The organism is Limosilactobacillus ingluviei str. Autruche 4, assembly GCF_000312405.1.
GTDB lineage: Bacteria > Bacillota > Bacilli > Lactobacillales > Lactobacillaceae > Limosilactobacillus > Limosilactobacillus ingluviei.
On the sequence record NZ_HE997173.1, the window covers coordinates 886705 to 908148 of the forward strand.

General features: G+C 55.2%; 22 protein-coding genes. 6 read left to right on the plus strand and 16 right to left on the minus strand.

Annotated features, from left to right (window positions below):
* The first annotated feature begins 214 nt into the window (after positions 1–214).
* Genes BN54_RS10310 through BN54_RS04355 form a run of 3 tightly spaced genes read left to right on the plus strand, consistent with a single transcriptional unit; the run spans position 215 to position 1398 of the window.
* Positions 215–484, plus strand: a complete 270-nt coding sequence (locus BN54_RS10310) for a hypothetical protein (protein WP_019205932.1) — start codon at positions 215–217, stop codon at positions 482–484.
* Positions 421–1110, plus strand: coding sequence for an Rpn family recombination-promoting nuclease/putative transposase (locus BN54_RS04350; protein ID WP_191976437.1), 690 nt, complete (start codon positions 421–423; stop codon positions 1108–1110). The genes BN54_RS10310 and BN54_RS04350 overlap by 64 nt, the downstream gene beginning before the upstream one ends.
* Positions 1111–1155: 45 nt before the next feature.
* The gene (locus BN54_RS04355) at positions 1156–1398 is read left to right on the plus strand and encodes a hypothetical protein (RefSeq protein WP_019205934.1); all 243 of its coding nucleotides are present in this window, start codon (positions 1156–1158) and stop codon (positions 1396–1398) included.
* Positions 1399–1448: 50 nt separating this feature from the next.
* Here the strand turns inward: BN54_RS04355 and recX are convergent, their stop codons facing one another.
* Positions 1449–2249: a recombination regulator RecX gene (gene recX, locus BN54_RS04360; RefSeq protein ID WP_019205935.1), complete on the minus strand. Its 801-nt coding sequence runs from the start codon at positions 2247–2249 to the stop codon at positions 1449–1451.
* The gene (locus BN54_RS04365; RefSeq protein ID WP_019205936.1) at positions 2249–3130 is read right to left on the minus strand and encodes a YihY/virulence factor BrkB family protein; all 882 of its coding nucleotides are present in this window, start codon (positions 3128–3130) and stop codon (positions 2249–2251) included. The genes recX and BN54_RS04365 overlap by 1 nt, the downstream gene beginning before the upstream one ends.
* Before the next feature lie 245 nt (positions 3131–3375).
* Here BN54_RS04365 and BN54_RS10215 point away from each other — a divergent pair, with 245 nt between their 5' ends.
* Positions 3376–3519, plus strand: a complete 144-nt coding sequence (locus BN54_RS10215; protein WP_019205937.1) for a hypothetical protein — start codon at positions 3376–3378, stop codon at positions 3517–3519.
* A gap of 44 nt (positions 3520–3563) precedes the next feature.
* Here BN54_RS10215 and BN54_RS09820 read toward each other — a convergent pair whose 3' ends face one another.
* Both BN54_RS09820 and BN54_RS04375 read right to left on the minus strand, forming a co-directional pair.
* Positions 3564–4307, minus strand: a complete 744-nt coding sequence (locus tag BN54_RS09820; protein WP_019205938.1) for an alpha/beta hydrolase — start codon at positions 4305–4307, stop codon at positions 3564–3566.
* The gene (locus BN54_RS04375; protein ID WP_019205939.1) at positions 4304–4747 is read right to left on the minus strand and encodes an RrF2 family transcriptional regulator; all 444 of its coding nucleotides are present in this window, start codon (positions 4745–4747) and stop codon (positions 4304–4306) included. The genes BN54_RS09820 and BN54_RS04375 overlap by 4 nt, the downstream gene beginning before the upstream one ends.
* Before the next feature lie 184 nt (positions 4748–4931).
* Here BN54_RS04375 and BN54_RS04380 point away from each other — a divergent pair, with 184 nt between their 5' ends.
* The gene (locus BN54_RS04380) at positions 4932–6386 is read left to right on the plus strand and encodes an amino acid permease (protein WP_019205940.1); all 1455 of its coding nucleotides are present in this window, start codon (positions 4932–4934) and stop codon (positions 6384–6386) included.
* A 42-nt stretch (positions 6387–6428) separates the two neighbouring features.
* On the opposite strand, the gene BN54_RS04385 is transcribed toward BN54_RS04380, so the two are convergent.
* The 3 genes from BN54_RS04385 to BN54_RS04395 are packed head-to-tail and all read right to left on the minus strand — an operon-like array spanning position 6429 to position 11113.
* The gene (locus BN54_RS04385; protein ID WP_019205941.1) at positions 6429–7370 is read right to left on the minus strand and encodes a Ppx/GppA family phosphatase; all 942 of its coding nucleotides are present in this window, start codon (positions 7368–7370) and stop codon (positions 6429–6431) included.
* Position 7371: 1 nt separating this feature from the next.
* Positions 7372–9612, minus strand: coding sequence for an RNA degradosome polyphosphate kinase (locus tag BN54_RS04390; RefSeq protein WP_019205942.1), 2241 nt, complete (start codon positions 9610–9612; stop codon positions 7372–7374).
* A gap of 1 nt (position 9613) precedes the next feature.
* The gene (locus tag BN54_RS04395; protein ID WP_019205943.1) at positions 9614–11113 is read right to left on the minus strand and encodes a hypothetical protein; all 1500 of its coding nucleotides are present in this window, start codon (positions 11111–11113) and stop codon (positions 9614–9616) included.
* Between the two features lie 292 nt (positions 11114–11405).
* On the opposite strand from BN54_RS04395, the gene BN54_RS04400 reads away from it, so the two are divergent.
* On the plus strand, positions 11406–11666 hold the full coding sequence (locus BN54_RS04400; protein ID WP_155818279.1) for a hypothetical protein: 261 nt from the start codon (positions 11406–11408) through the stop codon (positions 11664–11666).
* Positions 11667–11742: 76 nt separating this feature from the next.
* Here the strand turns inward: BN54_RS04400 and BN54_RS04405 are convergent, their stop codons facing one another.
* From BN54_RS04405 to accC, 9 genes are all read right to left on the minus strand, one after another.
* Positions 11743–12750, minus strand: a complete 1008-nt coding sequence (locus BN54_RS04405) for a LacI family DNA-binding transcriptional regulator (RefSeq protein ID WP_019205945.1) — start codon at positions 12748–12750, stop codon at positions 11743–11745.
* A gap of 134 nt (positions 12751–12884) precedes the next feature.
* On the minus strand, positions 12885–14228 hold the full coding sequence (locus BN54_RS04410) for a gluconate:H+ symporter (RefSeq protein ID WP_019205946.1): 1344 nt from the start codon (positions 14226–14228) through the stop codon (positions 12885–12887).
* A 31-nt stretch (positions 14229–14259) separates the two neighbouring features.
* Positions 14260–15798: a gluconokinase gene (locus tag BN54_RS04415; protein ID WP_019205947.1), complete on the minus strand. Its 1539-nt coding sequence runs from the start codon at positions 15796–15798 to the stop codon at positions 14260–14262.
* Between the two features lie 203 nt (positions 15799–16001).
* A complete protein-coding gene (locus BN54_RS04420) occupies positions 16002–16976 on the minus strand; it encodes a biotin--[acetyl-CoA-carboxylase] ligase (protein ID WP_019205948.1) in 975 nt (324 codons plus the stop codon).
* Between the two features lie 44 nt (positions 16977–17020).
* Positions 17021–17569 (minus strand): biotin transporter BioY, encoded by a 549-nt coding sequence (locus BN54_RS04425; protein ID WP_019205949.1) that lies wholly within the window; start codon positions 17567–17569, stop codon positions 17021–17023.
* Between the two features lie 89 nt (positions 17570–17658).
* Positions 17659–18423, minus strand: coding sequence for an enoyl-ACP reductase FabI (gene fabI / locus BN54_RS04430; protein WP_019205950.1), 765 nt, complete (start codon positions 18421–18423; stop codon positions 17659–17661).
* Positions 18424–18458: 35 nt separating this feature from the next.
* Entirely contained in the window at positions 18459–19235 is a 777-nt protein-coding gene (accA, locus tag BN54_RS04435) for an acetyl-CoA carboxylase carboxyltransferase subunit alpha (protein WP_019205951.1), read from the minus strand.
* Positions 19210–20076 carry an acetyl-CoA carboxylase carboxyltransferase subunit beta gene (locus BN54_RS04440; RefSeq protein WP_019205952.1) on the minus strand — a complete coding sequence of 289 codons (867 nt, stop codon included), beginning with the start codon at positions 20074–20076 and terminating at the stop codon, positions 19210–19212. Before BN54_RS04440 ends, accA begins: the two co-directional genes overlap by 26 nt.
* On the minus strand, positions 20063–21439 hold the full coding sequence (gene accC, locus BN54_RS04445) for an acetyl-CoA carboxylase biotin carboxylase subunit (RefSeq protein WP_019205953.1): 1377 nt from the start codon (positions 21437–21439) through the stop codon (positions 20063–20065). Before accC ends, BN54_RS04440 begins: the two co-directional genes overlap by 14 nt.
* Positions 21440–21444: the final 5 nt, after the last annotated feature.

Below are 21444 nucleotides of genomic sequence, written 5' to 3' on the forward strand. Positions count from 1 at the left end.
ATAAATATGTCGTGTGTCAGTGGCGGCGCCGATGGCAAAATTTGTGAAATTTAACTTTCCGGTTGTAAATTTTTCGCCGCTAAAACGGGTAGCCAGTGGGGTTGCGCTTTCTCATTAAAATTTTACCGTTCACAAAAATAATTTTCGGGCCAAAAAACGTATATATAAGTTAGGGGGAGCTTTCCCTACTACTTGATTTTCAGGAGGTCATGTTATGACAACCAGTCTGGCGCAATTCCAGGCCACCACCCGCCAACTCTGGCAGGCTTGGCAAGCCAAAACGATCACCAGCGATCTGATCTTTGAGATGGTGATGCAAAATCCGACCCTGTGTACCGAGCTCGTCCAGCGGGCCCTCCCCGAACTGGAGGTGGGCCCGTTGCACTTGGTCAATCCCCAACAAGACGTCCACAGCGCCTCTTGGCCCGGGCGGTCCGCTACGACATCTACGCCCAAGACGAAGCGGGGCGGACCTTTGTCTTAGAGATGCAAGTCAAAGATGAACGCGACTTAGCCGAGCGGATTCGCTATTACCAGGGCATGATGGACCAGTTGCTGCTACGCTCTGGCGACAGTTACCGCCAATTAGCGACTTTCCCGACCTACGTCATCTTTTTCTGCCAGTTTGACTACTACGGCCGCGGCTGGGCGCGCTACCGCTTTGAAGACCGGGAAATTACCGATCCCTTGATGACCGCGCACAACGGCCAACACAGCGTGATCTTTAACGCTACGGCCACCGACCACCGCCGCGCCGGCGCCCTGGGTCCCTTTCTTGATCTGATGGCCGGGAACGTGAATAATAAGGATAAGTTTATCGCACAAATTCAAGCCGAAATCAAATCGATCAAAATGAACCAAGAAAGGTGGCTGGAAAATATGCTTTATGAATTGAAAATGCAGGAACGCTTTGATGCCGGGGAAGAACAAGGAATCCAAAAGGGACTAAACTCCGAACGTGAACGAACGGTCCAGAAGTTTATCACTTGGTCTCGCCAACGCGGAGCGGATCAAACGACTGTGATTACCGATCTCGCTGAGCTCTATGGTATTTCAAAGCAAGAAGCTCAGCGCTACTACGACCAAGCGCAACTTACTAACAGCCACTAAGCTAACATCACTGTCAAAATGGACCAAGAAAGGTGGCTGGAAAATATGCTTTATGAATTGAAAATGCAGGAACGCTTTGAGGCTGGGGAAGAACAAGGGCTGAAAAAAGGTATCCACCAAGGCTTAAGTACCGAACGCAATCGGACAATTCTCAAACTCATCACCCGGGCCCAACAACGCGGCGCTGATCATGCCACCGTTATTGCCGATCTCGCTGATTTTTACGATATTTCAAAGGCAGAAGCCCAGCGCTACTACGACCAAGCGCAACTTACTAACAGTCACTAGTTCTTAAGCCCCATTCAAAAACGGCCAGTCCGCGCGGACTGGCCGTTTTGCTATGCTTCGGGATGCTGTTGATTGACCCAAGCTTCAATCTCGTCGTAATCAAAGCCCTTCCGAAAGAGGGACTGTTTAACCTTCATCGTCAACTGGTAACCACTGGCCTTGCGGGCATAGCGCTGCCAGATCTTCTCACCCTCCCGGGCCAAGAGTTCGGTCGTATCGACTGACACGGCTGGTGACTGGGCGGCCGCCAGCGCCGCTGAGATCACGTCGCTTTCGTAGCCCTGGGTGCGCAAGCCCAGCTGAACCTTTTCGCGCTGACGGCGGGCCGGCTGGCGCGCATACCGGGCCAAGAGCTTCGTCGCCAGCTTGGTGGCGTTGGCCCGCTGCTGGTCGGGGGTAAATTGGGCCAGGGCGTCATCAATTTCTAATTCCCCGACCCGCTTGGCGCGTAATTTTTGGCGGATCACCGCTGGTCCCTTCAGCTCGGTCTTCATCACCGTGCGAACAAAGGCGGCCGCGTAAGCCCGGTCATCCAGCAACCCTTCCGCGCGCAACTTCTTGCACACCATTTCGATTCGCGCCGGTGGCACCCCCTGACCCAGCAATTTCTGACTGACTTCATGTTCGGTCCGCAACTGGTAGGACAAATAATCGAGTGCCGTACCGTAAGCCTTGGCAATTTCATCATCCGTGGTAATCTGGGCAATTTGCGCCTTGTCCAGCACCCGCCCCTTGAGCAAGCGGTGCTTGATCAAGACACTTTCCGCAACTGGAAAGGCATATTGCCCGTCCAGGTAAATATTATAGCGCCCCGCCTGCTTCTGGGCGGCAATTTGGGTAATCGTTGGCACTACTTATTCCCCCTTCCGGCAAAGACTTGCCAAAAATACTTCCGTTCCTTGATTTGCCCTTCGATCGCATCTTGCAAGGTCGCATTGACCGTCGCCCCAAACATCACTAACATCCCCGACAAATCCAACCAGATCATCAACAGGATAAAGGCCCCAATCGTCTTGTAGGAAGTGATATTGTGGGAGAAAAAGCGGGTGTACAAGGAGAACAACCGCGACACGCCCATCCAGGCCAAGGCCACTACCAAGGCCCCGACCACCACGTAGCGCAGGCGCACCCGGGCGTTCGGGACAAAGTAATACAGCAGGGTTAAGGCAATAAAGAGCCCCCCAAACGTGATCGGCCAGCGAACCTGGGCAAAGAAGTTCACGTAGCGGGAACTAAAGTTAAAGACCCCCTGTAGGGCTAACATAATCTGTTCCCCCAGCCCGTAAGCAAAGTTCAAAATGAAGATAAACAGCAACAAGACCAAGACCCACACGAAGGAAGCGACCCGGTTAATCACCGGATTTTGGTAACGGGCAACCCCGTAGGCGCGGTTGACACTACGCTGAAAGGCGGCAATCCCCTGGCTGGTCGACCAAACGGCCACCAGGGCCCCGGTCGTCAGCAACCCGCCCGAGCCGCGGTCCAAAAAGTCGTAAATCAAGGGGCGGATAAAGTCGTAAATTGACGGCGGGACCGCCGTTTGCAAGTACGCTAAGACGGTCTTGGCGTTAAGCCCAAGCATCGGCAAAAGGTTCCCGATCACCAGGACGGCTGGAAAAATCGACAAAAGGGTATAGTAAGCCAGCACCGCTGCTGAGGTCGTAACTTCGGCCATCTGGAAGTGGTGCATAAAGAGGCGGTAAGTCCGCTGAATTTTTTGCCATCCGGTCATTGCAAATTCCCTTCACTGTTTCTTCTTTTTCCATTTTACCCGGCGGACGGGTGGTTTGCAAAGTAACCCCCGAAGGTCCCACCTTAGGCTTTGGCTCGACAACGAGCTACCCCGACTGGTAAAATTGGCCAACAAAAGCCCCAACAAACAGCTTTCTCACCATCCTAAAAACTGTGGAGGAAATCAGGAGGACTACTGTAAAACTTACCCATCAGGTAATTGCTAAAACCGAAGTCGACGTAATCATGACCCGTTACCAAGATTTATTTGACCTCTACCAACACGGCACGCCCGCTGAAATCCACACCGTCGGCCTGTACCAAACCCAGGAAGCCGACCGTATGCAACGGGAACTGCTTCACCAAGCCACCGCATTTCCCGGGAAATAATGAAGCGCCCTGCACCTGAAGTCGGGTGCGGGGCGCTTGCTTATTTATTTAAAGAGAAATTGCAGTAAAATTCGATCCACCTGCTTGTTCTCGCGAATTTGACTATGTGACAGCCCCTTGACCTGAACTTCCTGAAAGGTCGCGGCCCGGTGGGCAAACAAGGGATTCAACTGGCGGGAGCGCGCGTTGGGAATCCGCTGGTCGCCCGTGCTGTACAGGTTTAGGACTTTTAGGCCTTGAGGCACGCGCTGGCGCAGGTGAACAACCACTTCGTCTTCCCGCCCCGGCAGCAAGCCCCCGGCCAAAATTACCAAATGCTTGACCGGTGGCAAGGCCGGCGTTTCCCCGTAGCGATCCAGGTAGGCCAGGGTACTGAGGTTGCCCATCGAGTGGCCGACCAGGTTGATTTGTTTAAGGCTGGCTTGCCGGTTGACCGCCTGAATCACCCGGTGCAAAAGGGTCGCCGCGGCCGTGGGATCCGGGTTCTTATTGTCGGCGTAATTGACCTCGACTAAGGGATTGCGGGCTCCAGCGTGGATTTTACCGTGCAGGGTCACCGTCCCATCCTGGGCCACGTTGGCCCGGATAATCTGGTTGCTAGCGCCGTGGCCGACCAAGTACTTCGCCATTTGGTGCTCTGCGTGCCAACTGCTGCCGTAGCCGTGGATAAAGAAGGTCACCGTCAGCGGCCGGGCCGCCTGCACACGCCGGTGGTGGGCCACCCCACTGGCTAGTCCCGCTAAGGTGAGGACCAGCATGACAATTAACCACCGCACCCAATTTTTCATTGGGCTTCCTCCGCTACGTGGGCGGCGATGTCGGCCGCCGTTTCCTCTACCAACTGGGCGACCGTCAGCTGGGCCAATTGGGCTTCGACGCTCGCTTGAATTTCCTGAAAGTGCCCGGCTAAGACGTTCGGAAAGGCCACCCCGACGCTGCAGGATTGGGCGGTATTCTGGTCGACCACTAAGAGGTCATGGGCCGGTTCGCTGGCCCGGTAGACGTCTAAGGCCGTGATTTCCGTCAGCGGGCGGGTAAAGTGAATCTGGGTACTGCCCCGCTGGGTCTGCAACAGTCCGGCCCGGCTGAGCTGACCAATCATTTGACGCACCAAGCTGGGGTTGGTCTTGAGGCTGGCGGCGATCCGGCTGCTGGGGAGCTTTTCGCCCTCGTGAATCTTTAAGTAGACTAAAATTTGCAGGAGATCGCTTAAGCGGGTATTGGCCATTTTCTCACCTCATTTCTCATTTTTACCACTGATTTTCTTCCACTATATCATTTACTTTTTGTAAGTTCAATGCTTACGCTCCTTACTTACTGATGATTAGCCCCCACCTGTGCGCAGAAGATGGTATAATTATTTCAATTGAAACGATTTCATTGAATTTTAAGAAAGAAGGTTCCTCAATTTTATGCAAGCAACGTCTGATCCACTGCCCGCCACCACGAGCGGGGAGATGCACCGCAGCTTAAAGACCCGCCACCTGACGATGATCGCCTTGGGCGGCTCGATTGGGACCGGGTTCTTGATCGCCTCGGGTTCCGCGATTGCGACCGCCGGCCCGGGGGGCGCCCTGCTCGTCTACGCCCTGATGGGGGTAATGGTCTACTTTTTAATGACCAGCCTCGGCGAAATGGCGACCTTCCGCCCCACGACCGGTTCCTTTGTCCAGTATTCGACGGACTATGTCGACCCGGCCTTGGGCTTTGCGATGGGATGGAACTACTGGTTTAACTGGACGATCACGATTACCGTCGACGCCGTCTCCTGTGGGGTGGTCTTAAATTTCTGGCTCCCTCACGTGCCGAGCTGGGTCTTCACCCTCGGCGTTTTTATCTTGATCACGATCATCAATTGGCTGTCGGTCCGTTCCTACGGGGAAATGGAGTACTGGCTGTCCTTGATTAAAATCGTCACGATCGGTCTTTTTATCGTGATCGGCCTGGCAATCATCGTCGGCATCATGGGCGGTCACAGCGCAGTCGGCTTGCACAATTTCACCTATAAACAAGCCCCCTTTGTTGGCGGTTTCCCGGGCTTGTTTGCCGTCTTTTTGGTGGCCGGGATGTCCTTTCAGGGCACTGAAATGGTCGGGATTACCGCCGGTGAATCGGCCGACCCTGGCCACGCCGTTCCGAAAGCCATTCAATCGACCTTCTGGCGGATTTTGATCTTTTATTTGCTGTCGATTTTCGTAATGGCCTGCCTCTTGCCTTACACCGATAAGAACCTGCTGAGCCAAAACGTCCAGGACGTGGCGATGAGTCCCTTTACGATCGTCTTCCGCCGGGCGGGGCTGGCCGCGGCCGCCAGCGTAATGAACGCGGTGATCTTTACCGCCCTGCTGTCGGCGGCCAACTCCGGCCTCTATGCTTCGACCCGGATGCTCTACACCCAGGCCAAGGAAGGCTACGCTTGGCGGATCTTTGGTTACGTCAACAAGCGCGGGATTCCGATCTACGCGATGGTCGGTACCCTGGCGGTTTCCTTGCTAGTCTTTTTAACCCAGTTCTTAGGGCCGGCCGCTTACAGTTACTTAATCGCGGCGTCCGGGCTGAGTGGTTTTATCGCCTGGCTAGGGATTGCCGTCGCCCACTACCGCTTCCGGCGCGCCTTTTTAAAGCAGGGCCACCAATTGAGCGAACTCAAGTACCGGGCCCTGCTCTTCCCCTTCGGCCCCCTCTTCGCCTTTGGCCTCTGCCTGATCGCCGTGGCTGGGCAAAACGTGGACGCCTTTATCCACTGGAACTGGGAAAGTATCCTGATTACCTACATGAGCGTTCCGCTCTTCTTGATCCTCTTTATTTACTACAAGGTCAAGTACAAGACCCACCTGATTCCCCTCGACCAAGTTAAATTACGCTAAACACTAAAAGTGGCGGACCACAGCGGATCCGCCACTTTTTTATTACTTAGTTGCGTCAGTTTGGTGGTCCAGGTACTCAAAGAGCAAACCTTCTCGCAAACCGTTATTGGAGAACATGACTTCCTTCATCGACAACTGCCGCAAGAGCGCCATCAGGGGTAAGAGCCCGCCGACAATCACGTCGGCCCGGGCCGCCGAGATGCCACGCATCGCCGCCCGTTCTTCCTTGGTCGCCGCGACCAGACTGTGCATCAAGGCAAAGGCATCTTGGGTTTGCATCTTCAAGCCATGGACCGGCTGGACGGTAGCCGCTGAAGAGGCCAACTTCCAGCGGAAGAGCTTGGCCAGGGCCCGATTGGAACCGCCGAGGGCCACCACCCGGGTATGCCGGGCCCGGTTCAACCATCGCTGACTCGACAGGACCTGGTCAACCTTGACCACGGCATCGTAAAGGTCGGCCGGGTCGATCACATCCCCCAAGTGATATTGCTGGGACAAGAGCACGGAGCCGATCGGCAAGCTGACCACTTCTTCGGCCTGGCCTTCATCGACGAGGATCAATTCCATGCTGGCCCCACCGGTATCAATGATCAAACCATTTTCAATCGGCAAGGTCCGCGAAACACCGACGTAATCGAGGTAGGCTTCCCGCTCGCCAGAAATTACTTGCAGGTCAATGCCGACCTCTTGTTTCACCCGGGCCAAAAATTCGGCCTGGTTGGTGGCTTGCCGGACCGCTGCGGTCGCCACCGCAATCAACTTGGTGTCAGCTTGCGCTTGGCATTCCGCCGCAAAACGCTTTAACACCGCCAGGGTCCGCTCCACCGGGGCCGGTTGCAAGAGCTTGGCTGGGCCCATATTTTCCGACAGGCGGACAAATTCTTTTTCGTATTTTATGAGCTGGTGCTTGCCGCCCGGGTAAATTTCGCTGATCCGCAAGCGACAGGAGTTGGAACCTAAATCAATAATTGCCAGTTTGGTCATCTTAATCTTCCCCTCCGGTGGACTTTAAGTGCAAATTGGAGACGTGGCGGGTCAAGGTCTCAAAGACGTTCGACAAGCGCTTGTGGTTCTTGGCCTCCCGCGCTAAGCCGGCGACTTGTTTTTGCGCTTGCTTAACGAAGTATTCTTGGGAGTCAAAGCGCTTGCCCTCTGGTTCGAGCCGTTCGTAGACCGTCCCGTGTAAAACGCGGGTCTTGACGTTGTCTTTCCACATCGCTTCGAAAATGGCGATCGCTTGGGCCTTGGTGTCATCTTCCGTAACCGGATAGAGCTCTTCGACCCGCCGGTTTAAGTTCCGCGTCATCATATCGGCACTGGCCAGGTAGATTTCCTCGTGGCCGTCGCCTTCGAAGTAGTAGATCCGCGAGTGCTCTAAGAAGCGCCCGACAATTGAGTGAACCTCAATGTTATTGTGCAAAATCGGCAGGTCGTTGCGCAGACAAGTGATCCCGCGAATCAACAAGCGAATCTTGACCCCGGCCGCCGCCGCTTGGTAGAGGTGGGCGATGATCTGCTTATCGGAGAGCGAATTCATCTTCATGCTGATTCGGGCCGGATTGCCCCGCTTGGCGATCGCAATCTGCTGGTCAATCTTTTGGTTGATGAAGTCGCGAATGCCGTCCGGCGACGTGTGCAGCTTGTGGAAGTACCGGGTCCGCGCAAAACCAGATAAGGCGTTAAAGAGGTTGGTCAAATCCTCCCCGAGTTCGTAATCACAGGTCAACAGCCCCATGTCGGTGTAGAAGTGGGCGGTGACGTCGTTGTAATTCCCGGTCCCCAGGTGCATGTAGCGCCGGATCCCATCGTCATCGCGCCGGATGACCAGGGCGATCTTACAGTGGGTCTTTAAGCCGACCAACCCGTAAATTACGTGGCAGCCCATTTGTTCCAAGCGCCGGGCCCAGCGGACGTTATTTTGCTCATCAAAGCGGGCCTTCACTTCTACGAGGACCGTGACTTGCTTGCCCTGCTGAGCGGCTTGGCCCAGGTACTTGATAATCGGCGAATTCCCCGAGACCCGGTAAAGGGTCATCTTAATCGCCAGGGTCTTAGGGTCTTCGGCCGCCTGGTGGATAAAGTTGACCACCGATTGGAAGTTATCGTATGGGTGCTGCAGGAGGTGATCCTTTTCCCGGATCGCGGCAAAGATATTGTGGTCCATATCCAGGGCTGGATCCTGGTAGGCCTGGTAGGGAGCGTAGCGCAAATCTGCGTGCCCTTCGACCATCCCGCTTAACTTCTTTAAGAAGGTCAGATCGACCGGCCCGTTGACCCGGTAGACCCAGGCTTCATCGACCTGGAGGCGGTCAATCAAGTGGTGCTCCAGCCAACCATCAAAGTCTTCTTCGATTTCCAAGCGCATCACGCTCCCGTGCTCACGGGCCCGCAATTGGTGTTGGACGGCCCGCAAGAGGTCGGAGGTATCTTCTTCGGCCACGTCGAGGTCCATGTCCCGCATTACCCGGTAGGTCCCCGTCGACAAGACCCGGTAACCAGGGAAGAGCTTGGCGATAAATTCCTTGATGACATCATCAATCAGGACCAGGGCATTGCCGGTGGGCAGCTTGATCAAGCGCTTGTAGATATCGGGGACCCGGACCGTCGCAAATTTTTCCGCCGGTTGGTCACCCTTTTCGTGCATCGTGGTTTGATTTTCGGTAACTTCTTGGTCCCCTTCCAAAACCTTGCGGGGCTCCAACTGCTGGGTCAGGTCGCGAATCAATTTCACCGCCACGTTCAAGGAATTGTTGGCAATGAAGGGGAAGGGCCGCGAGGAGTCGTCGGCCATCGGGGTGAGGACCGGCATCAACTCGTCTTCAAAGTAGCGGCTGACAAAGTCGTATTCGGCTTCATTCAAATCCGTGACGTGCTTGATAAAGATTTCCTGCTTGGCCAAGGCCGGCAATAATTGCTCGTTGTAGACCTGGTAGCGTTTTTCGACCATCTGATGTTCCTTGTCATTGACGGCCGCCAGTTGTTCCTTAGGCGTCATCCCCGAGGCATCGGTCGTCGTGACGTTAAAGGCCGACAGCTTATGCAAAGAAGCAACCCGGACCATGAAAAATTCATCGACGTTGCTTTGCGTGATCCCTAAGAAGTTAGCCCGTTCCAACAGCGGGTTTTCCGGGGCGACCGCTTCTTCTAACACCCGCCCATTAAAGTCAATCCACGAGAGCTCCCGGTTGACGTAGTTGCTTGGTTGGTAAAATTCTGCTTCCTTCATCTTACTTAGCTCCCTTCACGATTAACTCCGGTTGCAGGCCATAGACCTGGGTAAACAGCTGGTTCTTGCGTAAGAAGGCCCACTTTTCCAAGACCAAATCGTCGGTGGCCTTGGCTTTGATCAACAAGCGGTCGTCCTTGAGCTTGAGGCCGATTTCGGTAATCTTTTGCTGACGCGAATCATCCAGGGAATCGGCCACCCGCAAGATCGCCGCCAACTGGGCAATCGGCAAGCGCAGCTGGTCGCTTAACTCCCGGTAGTGGTGCTGGTCGATTTCTGGCGCCTCGGAGGAATGATAGCGCGCAACTTCGGCAATGATGTGGTTGTCCTCATCCGAAATCCCAATTAAGGGGTTCGCCTCTAAAATGTAGGCCGAATGCCGGTAGTGGCCCTGGGGATTGATGAAATTACCGATGTCATCAATCTTGCAGGCCAATTCCAAGAGCATCCGGTAGTGCCGATCGAGCCGGTGGATCGGGGCCAGGGCATCAAACAGCTGCATGGCAACCTTGGTCACGAAATCCTTGTGGTAGACATCAATCCCGTAACGCACCGCCATGTTGTCCGCCGCCGTAGTGACCAGGTCGCGGACCGGGGTGTGGTCGGTGTGATAGTGCAGCAGGCCGTCTGGCTGGGCTAGGCTGGTCACGTAAAGCTTGCGGGCCTTGAGCAGCTTCATCGTTTGGCGGACCACCAGGTAGCTGGGCAGGACCCAATCGACACTTTGTTCATCGACGTCGTACTGGTGAATAATGTATTGGTCCGACGACGACAAAATCCGCCGGAAGCGACGCTTAAAGGAAGCCGTGTCCACCGGCGCCAAGACGTCCGGCGCCGTAATGTAGCGTTGGGCCAAGGTTTCGACCCCCTGCACCAAAAGGACCGGGGCCGGCTGACCACTTAATTCCGGCACCAGGTATTCCAACTTCGAACTGATGAAGTCCGTAATGATATCACTCGGTGTCGCCGTCGTTTGCCGTAAGTTCTCGGCCAGCTGGTTAATCCGGGCTTTGCCCAGGTCAATATCCCAGCAGGTCGCAAACTGGCCCTGGTTAAAATAAGCCAGGGTGCTGGTCGACAGCCCGACACACAGGACATAGCCAGTCAGCTGTTGGTCCCCCAGTTCATGCTTGAGCCGGGGCCACGTCTGGGCCAGGGTCTGGGCCAAGAGTTGATTTTTATTCAACCACTGAATCTGCAAGCCCACCCGGACTTCAATCTGGTCGGCCACGTACTGCGCCGAGACGCTGTCCAAGTCGTCGAGATCACCATAAAAGACCACGTCACTCTTCTTCACGGCGTACTCCTTGAGCACCCGCAAGAAGCCGGTCAGGTTGGTCGTGATCGCACCCATATTTTCCAAGTAGTTAGCGACTGTTTCATCCCCCACGCGCAAAGCGCCGGACTTGACCTGGGTTAAGATGGCCTGCTGGTCATCGCGAATCGTCAGCGTCAAGCGGTCGGGCCGCAACAGGATGATCCCCTCGTATTTTTTGGTCACCGCACTCAATCCCTTCTAAAGTTATGCCTGTTCTTTGGGCCAAAACCGGCCAAAGAACCGTTTCCATTACTTTAAGGATACCACTAATTTAATGGGCGCTAAAGACCTGTTAAAGCGACAAAGTGAAGAAATTGTTGAAAGTTTGCATAAAATTGCAGATCGTGATCTGGCCCGCTGATTTAATCACTCGTTCGGTCAAATGAAAAAGTGAATTTTCGCTTTCATGACGTATAGACGTATATAAGAAATAGGGGCTAAATTTAGTCCCGCAATTTTGAAGGAGGCGAAAATGATGCCAGAGAATTTAACATTGGAACGGGCGGCTTTGCGAGCTGAGTGGCAACAAAAGACGATCAAGGAACAAATTGAATTGCGCCGTCAACTGCGCAAGAGTCGGGAAGCAGAACGAAATAAAAACACGTTAGGGCTGATTAAAGCGTTAGAGAAACGTGGTATGCCTACCCCAGAGATCGTTGCCATGATCGCTGATGCCCAGTCAATTTCCCAAGCCGAAGCCCAGAAATATTATGATCAGCTAGTTGTTGTCAGTTAAATTGCCCTAGCTTTAAGCAGTTTAACCAAAAACCAGCCCCACCGCCAGGTTCGCTCCTGACCGTGGGGCTGGTTTGCTAAATCGATGGTGCATCAATAAATTCCACCGGCACCAGGCTGGTGGCAGAGCGGGTCGTTCCGGCCGCAATCTGCTTCAATAAATTCCGGGCCGCCAAGTTGCCCATCGTTTCCATGTCTTGCTTGACCAGGCAGATCCCGTCGCCAACAAAGCGCGACCAGGCCCAGTCGTCGTAACTGACCAAGCCCACATCCTGCGGAAAGTGCCAGTTTAGGTCCTGAAAGATCGCCAGCAGGTCAAACAAGACCGGACCCATCAACGACACAATTACCGTTTTGCCCCGCAAGCTGGTTACCCATTTTTGCAGCTGATCGGCCAAGGTCGCTTGGTCGGTCCCCTTTTGCGTTGCTAGATTCAAGTAATTGATCCCAGTCTGATTTGCGGCCGCTTTAAGCCCCGCCATCCGGGGAATTTGCCCCGAAGCCTCGGCGTACTGGGCACTAACCGAAATGATATTTTGGTAGCCCCGGGCCGCCAGTTGGCAGCCCAGGTCGTAACAAGCCGTCAGATTCGGGCTGGTGACCTTGCCGACGGCTAACGGTTGGTTGGGCACTTCCCGGTCGACCACGACCAGGGGAATCCCGGCATCAATCGCCGGCTGGTACTGGGCAAAGTCCTTGGCGCTGGGCTGGACAATAATCCCGTCGACTTGTTGGGCGTACAGGCGGTTGAGGGCCCGCGCTTCGGTCGCCGTTGAATCATCGGTGTTCATCAACAACACGTCGTAGCCGGCTGGCTGTAAGACATCATAGACCCCCTTGGCCAGCATGGTTGAAAAGGGGTTCCCGACGTCCCCGACTAACAGCCCGACCAAGTGGCTTTGGTCTTGGCGCATCCGCCGGGCCGATGCCGCCGGGGCGTAATTTAATTTTTTGATCGTGGCGGCCACCTTTTCCTTGGTTGCCGCACTCATTCGCTCGTAGCGGCCGTTTAAGTAGCGCGAAACGGTCGTCACCGAAACCCCGGCCTGCTTGGCTACTTCTTTAATCGTTACGTGTTGTCGCATTTTCATTTCCCCCGCAAAGTCAATATTAGTTTATGCTAACCCGTTTGCCGCGAAAAGACAAGCAGTGGCAATGCAAAAAAGGACCATCACCACCCGGGTGACAGTCCCTAGAAAAGTGTTAGAGTTTGGTGATCCTAGACGAACATCGCCATCACCATGACCGTGGCTAAGCCGGCTACGGCCAGGACACAAGTCAAGGTCGTCCACGCGATGAAGTTTTCCTTCAAAGAGAGCCCGAAGTATTCCTTGATCATCCAGAAACCGGCGTCGTTGACGTGCCCACCGAAGACGGAGCCGGCACCAACCGCCAGCACCATCAGTGCGGCCATCGAGGAGTTAGCCCCGAATTGGTGTGCCATTGGGGCGATCAGCCCGGCGGCGGTCATCGCTGACACCGTCGAGGACCCCAGGGCAATCCGCAAGATCGCCGTGATCAGCCAAGCGGCCACGATTGGTGACAGGCTGGTGTGAGCAAAGAGGTCGGAAACGTACTTGGAGATCCCCCCGTCGACGAGGACTTGCTTGAAGGCACCCCCACCCCCGATGATTAAGAGCATCATGGCAATTTGCTTCACGGAAGTGACCATGGAGTTGGAAATTTCTTCCATCTTCTTGTTCCGCATCAAGCCCATCGTGACGACAGCAAAGAGCAAGGAGATCAGCATCGCAGCATCCGGTGCCCCGACGAATTGGATGAATTCGTTGAACGGGTTGCCCTTAGGCAAGATGAAGGAGCAGATCGTGGCCACGGCGATCAAGATAACCGGCAGCATCGCCGTCAAAACCGAAATCCCAAAGCCTGGCGTTTCATCGAGTTCAAATTCCTTGTATTCCCCTAAAACAGCAATGTCTAAGTTCTTGCGGTAAACCTTTGGGTAGAGTTTGTGCAGGAAGTAGTTGTACAGCGGACCGGCCACAATGATCGTTGGAATTGCGGCGATGATCCCGAGCAAAAGCACGTGACCCAAATTAGCCCCCAAGATATCGGTAATCGCCGTTGGGGCCGGGTGTGGTGGCAAGAAGGCGTGCGTGACGTTTAAAGTTGCCGCCATTGGAACCCCGAGGTACATCAACGGCATGTCCATTTCCCGGGCAATAATGAAGATGATTGGCAAGACCACGACCAGCCCAACTTCAAAGAAGAGCGCCAGCCCAATGATGAAGGAGGCTAAGATTACGGCCACTTGGATCCAGCGGCGGCCAAACTTTTGAATCAAGGTCGTGGCGATCCGGTAACCACCACCCGAGTCGGAGACCAATTGGCCCAGCATCGAACCGAACCCGAAGATCACGGCTAAGTGGCCTAATTGCCCCCCGATCCCGGTTTCAATCGTGGTTGGGATTTTGGCAATTGGAATTTGCAGCATCAAAGCGATTAAGAAGGCCGTAACCACCAGCGAAACGAAGGTGTTTAACTTCAGTTTGATGATCATAAAGATCAAGAGGGCGACCCCCAGTAAAACAATCAGTAATGGCATAATTTCACTCCTTTAGTTAGTTTCTTCAATCTTAGTGTGTGCCAGGTGCTTCTTTTTCTTGCAGTTGGGCAATCACGCCATAAGCCGGTGAAAGCAGTTCTTCCACTTGCTTGAAGAGCGGCAAGTACTCTTGGTAGGTTGCCACCGCGGCCGCTTGGGGTTGGTAGCTTTCAACTTCCCCAATCAACTCAGTCACGGCGCTCAGGTCATCAATCAGCCCGAGGCTCTTCATCGCCATCGTGATCGCCCCCAGGCAACCAGATTCAAAGGAAGCCGGGATGTTGACCGGGACATTTAAGATGTCAGCCATCATTTGCTTCCAGACTGCTGATTGGGCAAAGCCCCCGGTTGCCGTCACGCTGGCTGGTTCGCCAACCAACTCGCGGACGGCGGCAAAGACCGTCGCGATGTTCATGTTGATCCCTTCCATCACTGCTCGCAGCATGTCGGCGCGGGTGTGTAATGGGGTCAAGCCGAAGAAGGAACCCCGGGCATTGGCATCCCACAGCGGGGCCCGTTCCCCACCCAAGAAGGGGTGGAAGAGCAAGCCATGGGCGCCAGCTGGGGCCGTTTCAATCACTTGGTTGGCCAAATCATAAGCATCGCCGCCGTTTTGGGCTACCGCAGAATTGTCTACCAGGTGTTCAACCGCCCATTGGAAGACGTCGCCCCCGTTGTTGATCGGGCCGCCGACCACGTAGAAGCCTTCGTCGATTGCGTAACAGAAGAGCCGTTCTTGCGGGTCGATCACCGGGTGATCCGTGGCGACCCGAACCGCCGCCGAGGTCCCGATCGTAATCGCGACCGTGTCTTGCTTGATCGCGCCGACCCCGAGGTTGGACAAGGCGCCGTCAAAGGCCCCGTAGACAAACGGCGTGGTGGCCGGAATCCCTAATTCGTCCGCTACCGTTGGGACCAAACCAACCGCTTGCGTCGTCCCGCTGACGATTTCCGGCAGCTGGGCGGCACTGACACCGGCTAATTCTAGGGCTTGTTCATCCCAATCACTGGTGTGGAGGTTAAACAAGCCGGTACATGACGCAATCGAAATGTCGACCTTGAAGGTGTGGAAGAGTTCCCAGAATAAGTAGGACTTAATGTCGGCCACGTAGGCGGCTTTGGCCATCAGCGCGGGTTGATTTTCGTTCAGCCAAATCAACTTAGTAAATGGTGACATCGGGTGCAGGGGCGTCCCGGTGTGGGAGAACAAGGTCTTGGCGACCAAGTGCCGCCGCATCCGTTCAGCGACCCCGCGGGCGCGGGTGTCGGCCCAAGTAATCGACCGGGTCAGTGGTTGGTGCTGCTCGTCCAACAAGATGACACTTTGATTAGCACTAGAGAAAGCAACCGCTAACAATTTTCCCTGGCTTAAATCGGCCGCGGCGGCGGCTTGTTTAATCACCGTCTTAACAGCAGTCACGATCGCTGCCGGATCTTGCTCCGCCATCCCGCTGGCGTCCCGGTAGAGAGTGTAGCCGGCTTTGAAACTGTCTAAGACCTGCGCGTGCTGGTCGTATAACACTGCTTTCGTTGACGTGGTCCCCACGTCAATCCCAATCAAGTAATCCATCTTTCTTCTCCTTCGAAACCGTTTTCAGTTTATCGATACACCAAGTATAATATGCCACCTTGGTAGCGGTGTCAACACTTTGGGACAAATTAGTGTAACGTTTTCCTAAAGCGCTTTCTTCAATCCCCTGGCGCCCAAGGGATTCCGGAAATTAAAAAAAATCGCCAGCTCCTCACTGACGATTTAAACTAAGACAGATTGATTCAATTGTTTGGGTGGACATTCACCTTGACCACTTCGCCACTGACGACCGTCCGGGGCCCCGTGGGCGTTGCGACCACCAAGGCGCCGTGCGCATCAATTGCCACCGCTGGGCCGGTAATCGTCTCGTGGTGCCCCCGCAGCTCAACTTCTTTGCCCAAGACCAAGGAATGCTGGCGGTAAGCCGGTAAAAAGGCCCCGGTCTGATAATCACCGACCCGCTGGATGATTGCATCCAACAGGGCCGCGGCCAACTGATTGCGATCAACTTTCTCGCCTGGCCCAAGCGCCCCAGCTTTGGCCGTTAAATCAGCCGGAAAGGCGTCGCCGGTCAGGTTCATCCCGCAACCAATCACCACCGTCTGGGCGGTTTGGGTTTCCAAATCCATCATTGCCTCGGTCAAAATCCCAACTGCTTTTTTCCCGTTGCAATAAACGTCATTCACCCACTTCAGGCTCAACGCGGCTTGGGGATAGAATTGTTGCAAGACCGTCCGGACGGCTTCGGCAATCCCCGTGGTCAACAAGCCCGGGTACTGGAGGGGCTGGGCCAGCCGGCAGGCCAAACTAAAGTACAAGCCCCGCTGGGCCGGCGAATAAAACGCTCGCCCCCGCCGGCCGTAACCAGCGGTCTGTTCTTCAGCCAACCAAACCTGGGGCGTCGTCAACGTGTGCCGGCTCAAATAATTTTTCGCCTCATCCTGCGTCGACGGGGTCGTCGTCAGCACGGTAATCGCCCCCTTGAATTGGCGACAGGCATGCTCAATCACCTGGGCAGCCAACTGCGCTGTCCCTTGGTAGCAATAGCCCTTGGCGGCCTGACCCTGAATTTGAAAGCCGGCCTGGCGCAAGGCTTGAATCGCCTTCCAGATACTTTCCCGGCTGAGGTTGAGCTGGTCCGCCAACGCCTGGCCGGTCACAAAGGTCCCCGCGTGGTTCAGTAAGTAGGCCAGCACTTGTTCTTTGGTCGATTGCATTTTTTGTCCCCCATCCCATTTGCTGGCTTTAGTCTACCACAGGCTTAACGCACCGCCCAAATTTTCCGTAGGCGCCGGGCCACGATCACACTCAAAGTGGCCTTAAGCACATCCCCTGGCAAAAAGATCAACTCGGCTACCAAGGCCTGCCCAAAGCCAAAGTGGAAGAAAGCAGCTAACCAAACTACTTCGGCTAAGTTAATCAGTACCACCCCGAAGACGAGCAAAACCAGCCATTCCCGCCACCACGTCGCCGTAAACCAAGGCCACTGCAAGGTCAAGCCAATCGCCAGTGGCGCCACGACCCACGCCAATAACGCGCCCCCGGTTGGTCCTACGAGACTGGCAATCCCGCCATGGCCGCCGGATAAGAAGGGAAAGCCCAGTGCCACCAAAACCAAAAACAACCCCGCCGCAAGGGTGCCTTGCTTGGCCCCTAAGACTTCCCCGGCCAACATGATCCCCAAATTTTGTAAGACGATCGGAACCGGCAAAAAGCCGACCGGCAGCCCCGGAAACAGGCCTAACACAATAATCACGGCCAGCATTAGGCCGGTCCGGGTAATTTCTTTAATTGCCATTGGTTGCATCATTAAAATTCCTCTCTTTCTTGTGTAACCCTATTTTATCACAATGGGTTACAAGGTGGATAAAAAAGAAGGCTGGCAGCCCAGCCCCAGTGTTAAATTAAGTGGACGCCTTTATCAACGTAAATGACGTCCCCAACGATCCCCGTTGACAGGTCACTCATCAAAAAGGCACAGGTCCCCCCGATTTCGGCCAGGGTGACACTCTTGCCATCCGCGGTCCGTTCTTGGGAAACCTTCAAGAGGTCGCTGTGCCCCTTGATTCCCGTCACCGCCAAAGTCTTCATGGCGCCGGCCGAAATCGCATTAACCCGGATCCCGGTGGTACCCAAATCGCGGGCCAAATAGCGCACGTTGGCTTCCAAGGCCGCCTTGGCCACCCCCATCACATTGTAATTCGGGATCGCCCGCTCGGAGCCAAAGTAAGTCAAAGTCACGACACTGGCCGGATTCTTCAACAAGGCCTGGCGCTCGGCTTCCTTCATCACGGCCAACAGGGAGTAGGCTGACACATCTTGGGCCAGGGCATAGCCCGCCCGGGTGACGTTGGTAATCGAGCCTCCCAATTCCTCTTTTTTAGCGTAAGCAATCGCGTGCACCAGCCCGTCCAGCTGACCAAAGCGGGCCTTGATCGTGGCAAAGGCGGTTTGAATACTTTCATCGCTGGCGACATTGCATTCAACTAAGCGCGTATCATCAGTCACCAGCTTCGCCACACTCTTCTTCATGCGTTCGTTTTGGTAGGTGTAGATCAATTCCGCCCCTTGTTCAGCCATCACCTGGGCACATCCCCAGGCAATCGAGCGCTGGTTGGCGACCCCCATGACCAAAATCTGCTTTCCCGTTAATAACTTTCCCATTTTTCTTTCACCCCTTCAAGTTAAATTTGACTGCATTAAAATTTTCGGTAGCGTTGCTGCCGCTTGGCCAATAAATCCGGCACTGCCAGTTGTTGCAAAGCTTGCAAACGTGGTGCGATCACTTTGTCAATGGCGGCAATGACTTTTTGGTGGTCGCGCGGTTCGGGAATAATCCCTTCAATTATTCCTGCTTGCTTAAGGGCAGTTGGCGTCAGCTGCATGAGTTCCGCCGCTTGATCAGCCTTGCGACTATCCTTCCACAAAATCGAAGCAAAGCCTTCCGGCGACAAGATCGAATAGGTACTGTGCGCCAGCATCCAGACTTCATCACCTCCGGCCAGCGCCAAGGCCCCGCCACTGCCACCTTCCCCAAAAATCACGGTCAGCACCGGCACTGGTAATTGACTGAGCGTCAATAGATTTTGGGCAATTGCCGCCCCCTGCCCATTTTCTTCGGCCGTTTGCCCCGGGTAAGCGCCCGGGGTATTGACCAAACACAGGACCGGGCGGTGGAAATGCGCCGCCTGTTCCATTAAGCGCCGCGCCTTGCGGTATCCCCCGGGACTGGGACAGCCAAAGTGGGTCGCCATTTTTTCTTCCGGCGTGGCGCCCCGGTTGGTCGCAATTACCGTGAGCGGCTGCCCGTGAAACCGCCCGATCCCACCAATAATGGCGAGGTCATCACTGCCCAAGCGATCACCGTGCAGTTCAAAGAAGTCGGTAACCAAGCCGTTAATCAACTCCGGCCCCGTGACTTTCTGGTCACTGCGGGCAGCTTTGACCACCTCAGCGGCCGTCATTGTTTGCGTCATCTTGGCGTCCCCCCATCTTCAGTAATTGCACCAGAACGGTGCGCTGCTTGGCCCGCGGCACGATTTGATCAATGAAACCGTGGCGCAGGACATTTTCGGCTTGTTGCAAGTCGTGGGCGATTTGCTCATGGGTGGTTTGTTCAATCACCCGCCGGCCGGCAAAGCCGACCAGTGACCGCGGTTCGGCCAGGGTAAGATCGGCTTCCATCGCAAAACTAGCCGTCACCCCACCGGTCGTCGGGTCGGTTAAAACGACAATCGACAGTAACCCGGCCGCGTGGTGCTGAGCCAAGGCCCCGGCCACCTTTTGCATCTGCATCAGGGAATGAATCCCTTCTTGCATCCGGGCGCCCCCCGAGGCGGTGTAGATCACCACGGGCTGCCGCTGGGCCGTCGCTCGCTCGATCAAGCGGGTCAATTTTTCGCCGGTGACCGTGCCCAGCGAGCCCATGATAAAGGTCGGATCCATGATCGCTAAATAAAAGGTCGTATCTGCAATCGTCGCTTGCCCCGTCCAAACCGCATCGTTCAACCCGGTGCGCGCCTGGGCCTGGGCGACTTTAGTCGGATAACCCGGAAAGGCCAAGGGATCCTTGGTCTGCAAATCCTGATCAAAGGGCTCCGCCGTATCGACCAGCCACGCTAACCGGGCGGCCGCGGCCAGGCGAAAACCGTACTCACACTGCGGACAAGTTTGGTACTGATCCATTTGGGCGGCCGCAAAAACGGTTTGGCACCGCGGGCAGCGCCGGTAGATCCCCTCCGGGACCCGTTCGTCGGCTTGGGGATCGACTTTGACGACCCGCTCACTTAAGGTATTGGCTTTTTCATAGAGCTTCATCGTTTTCCTCCTTCCAAGCCGGCAGGACCGTTTGTTCCAAGAAATTAGTGGTGGCTTGGCCACTTAGCCAGCCCGCATTTTGTAAAATCGCCAAGTGGAAGGCCTGGTTGGTCGCCACCCCGCTAATCACCATTTCCTGCAACAAGCGCCGCATCTTGGCAACCGCCGCGGTACGGTCTTCACCATAGGCGACGACCTTGGCAATCATCGAATCGTAATACGGACTGATCATCGCCCCCGGGTAAAGGGCGGTATCGATCCGGGTCCCTAAGTTGCCGACCGGCAAATAGAGGTCCTCAACAACCCCCGTGCTCGGCCGAAAGTGATGACGGACGTCTTCGGCGTTGATCCGGCATTCAAGCGCGTGCCCTTGCATTTGCACCTGGGCTTGGCGCACCGGCAAATCAGCCCCGGCGGCGACTTGAACCTGCATTTTCACCAAATCCAGGCCGGTCACCATTTCCGTAATCGTGTGTTCTACTTGGATTCGGGTATTCATTTCCATAAAGTAAAAATGATGGGCCCGATCCATCAGAAATTCCAGCGTCCCGGTATTAACATAATCCAAGGCCGTGACGGCTTTCACGGCCAGCTCGCCCAGGGCTTGGCGTTGGGCGGGCGTCACCAGCTGACACGGACTTTCTTCAATCACCTTTTGCTTATTGCGCTGAATTGAGCAGTCTCGTTCCGGAAAGTAGAGGACGTGGCCCGCTTGATCCCGAAAGACCTGGACTTCAATGTGTTTAACGTCGGTCATGATCTTTTCCAAATACATCCGGTCATCCCCAAAGGAAACCCGCGCTTCTTGCTGGGCCTGGGCAAAGACTTCCTGGAGCTCGGCTGGGGAGGCAACCCGGCGAATCCCCTTGCCCCCGCCACCAGCCGCCGCTTTCAGCAGGACCGGATAGCCGAGCTGTTTGGCAATCAAATGGGCATCCGTCACGCGGTTAACGTAACCATCACTGCCGGGAATCACCGGCACCCCGGCTTTTTTCATCTGTTCACGGGCGTGTTCTTTATTCCCCATCAGATCAATTGTCGCCGGGCGCGGCCCAATAAAGGTGATCCCGCAAGCCTCGCACAAGCGGGCAAATTCCGCATTCTCCGAGAGAAAACCATAGCCGGGGTGGATCGCTTCAGCGCCCGTCCCCACGGCCGCGGCCAGGATATTTTTCATGTTCAAGTAGGAATCCTTGGTCCGTGGTCCCCCCACACAAACCGCTTCATCCGCCAATTGTACGTGCAGACTATCGCGATCCGCAGTTGAATAAATCGCCACGGCCGTGATTCCCATTTCCTTTAAGGTCCGGATGATGCGGACCGCGATTTCACCCCGGTTCGCCACTAATACCTTCTTAAACATGCCGT

What these genes read in the sequence shown, in the direction of transcription:
- BN54_RS10310 (WP_019205932.1), top strand. Translation starts at nt 215, where the DNA reads ATGACAACCAGTCTGGCGCAATTCCAGGCCACCACCCGCCAACTCTGG.
- BN54_RS04355 (WP_019205934.1), top strand. Translation starts at nt 1,156, where the DNA reads ATGCTTTATGAATTGAAAATGCAGGAACGCTTTGAGGCTGGGGAAGAA.
- BN54_RS04365 (WP_019205936.1), bottom strand. Translation starts at nt 3,130, where the DNA reads ATGACCGGATGGCAAAAAATTCAGCGGACTTACCGCCTCTTTATGCAC.
- BN54_RS10215 (WP_019205937.1), top strand. Translation starts at nt 3,376, where the DNA reads ATGACCCGTTACCAAGATTTATTTGACCTCTACCAACACGGCACGCCC.
- BN54_RS09820 (WP_019205938.1), bottom strand. Translation starts at nt 4,307, where the DNA reads ATGAAAAATTGGGTGCGGTGGTTAATTGTCATGCTGGTCCTCACCTTA.
- BN54_RS04375 (WP_019205939.1), bottom strand. Translation starts at nt 4,747, where the DNA reads ATGGCCAATACCCGCTTAAGCGATCTCCTGCAAATTTTAGTCTACTTA.
- BN54_RS04380 (WP_019205940.1), top strand. Translation starts at nt 4,932, where the DNA reads ATGCAAGCAACGTCTGATCCACTGCCCGCCACCACGAGCGGGGAGATG.
- BN54_RS04385 (WP_019205941.1), bottom strand. Translation starts at nt 7,370, where the DNA reads ATGACCAAACTGGCAATTATTGATTTAGGTTCCAACTCCTGTCGCTTG.
- BN54_RS04390 (WP_019205942.1), bottom strand. Translation starts at nt 9,612, where the DNA reads ATGAAGGAAGCAGAATTTTACCAACCAAGCAACTACGTCAACCGGGAG.
- BN54_RS04400 (WP_155818279.1), top strand. Translation starts at nt 11,406, where the DNA reads ATGCCAGAGAATTTAACATTGGAACGGGCGGCTTTGCGAGCTGAGTGG.
- BN54_RS04405 (WP_019205945.1), bottom strand. Translation starts at nt 12,750, where the DNA reads ATGCGACAACACGTAACGATTAAAGAAGTAGCCAAGCAGGCCGGGGTT.
- BN54_RS04410 (WP_019205946.1), bottom strand. Translation starts at nt 14,228, where the DNA reads ATGCCATTACTGATTGTTTTACTGGGGGTCGCCCTCTTGATCTTTATG.
- BN54_RS04415 (WP_019205947.1), bottom strand. Translation starts at nt 15,798, where the DNA reads ATGGATTACTTGATTGGGATTGACGTGGGGACCACGTCAACGAAAGCA.
- BN54_RS04420 (WP_019205948.1), bottom strand. Translation starts at nt 16,976, where the DNA reads ATGCAATCGACCAAAGAACAAGTGCTGGCCTACTTACTGAACCACGCG.
- BN54_RS04425 (WP_019205949.1), bottom strand. Translation starts at nt 17,569, where the DNA reads ATGATGCAACCAATGGCAATTAAAGAAATTACCCGGACCGGCCTAATG.
- fabI (WP_019205950.1), bottom strand. Translation starts at nt 18,423, where the DNA reads ATGGGAAAGTTATTAACGGGAAAGCAGATTTTGGTCATGGGGGTCGCC.
- accA (WP_019205951.1), bottom strand. Translation starts at nt 19,235, where the DNA reads ATGACGCAAACAATGACGGCCGCTGAGGTGGTCAAAGCTGCCCGCAGT.
- BN54_RS04440 (WP_019205952.1), bottom strand. Translation starts at nt 20,076, where the DNA reads ATGAAGCTCTATGAAAAAGCCAATACCTTAAGTGAGCGGGTCGTCAAA.
- accC (WP_019205953.1), bottom strand. Translation starts at nt 21,439, where the DNA reads ATGTTTAAGAAGGTATTAGTGGCGAACCGGGGTGAAATCGCGGTCCGC.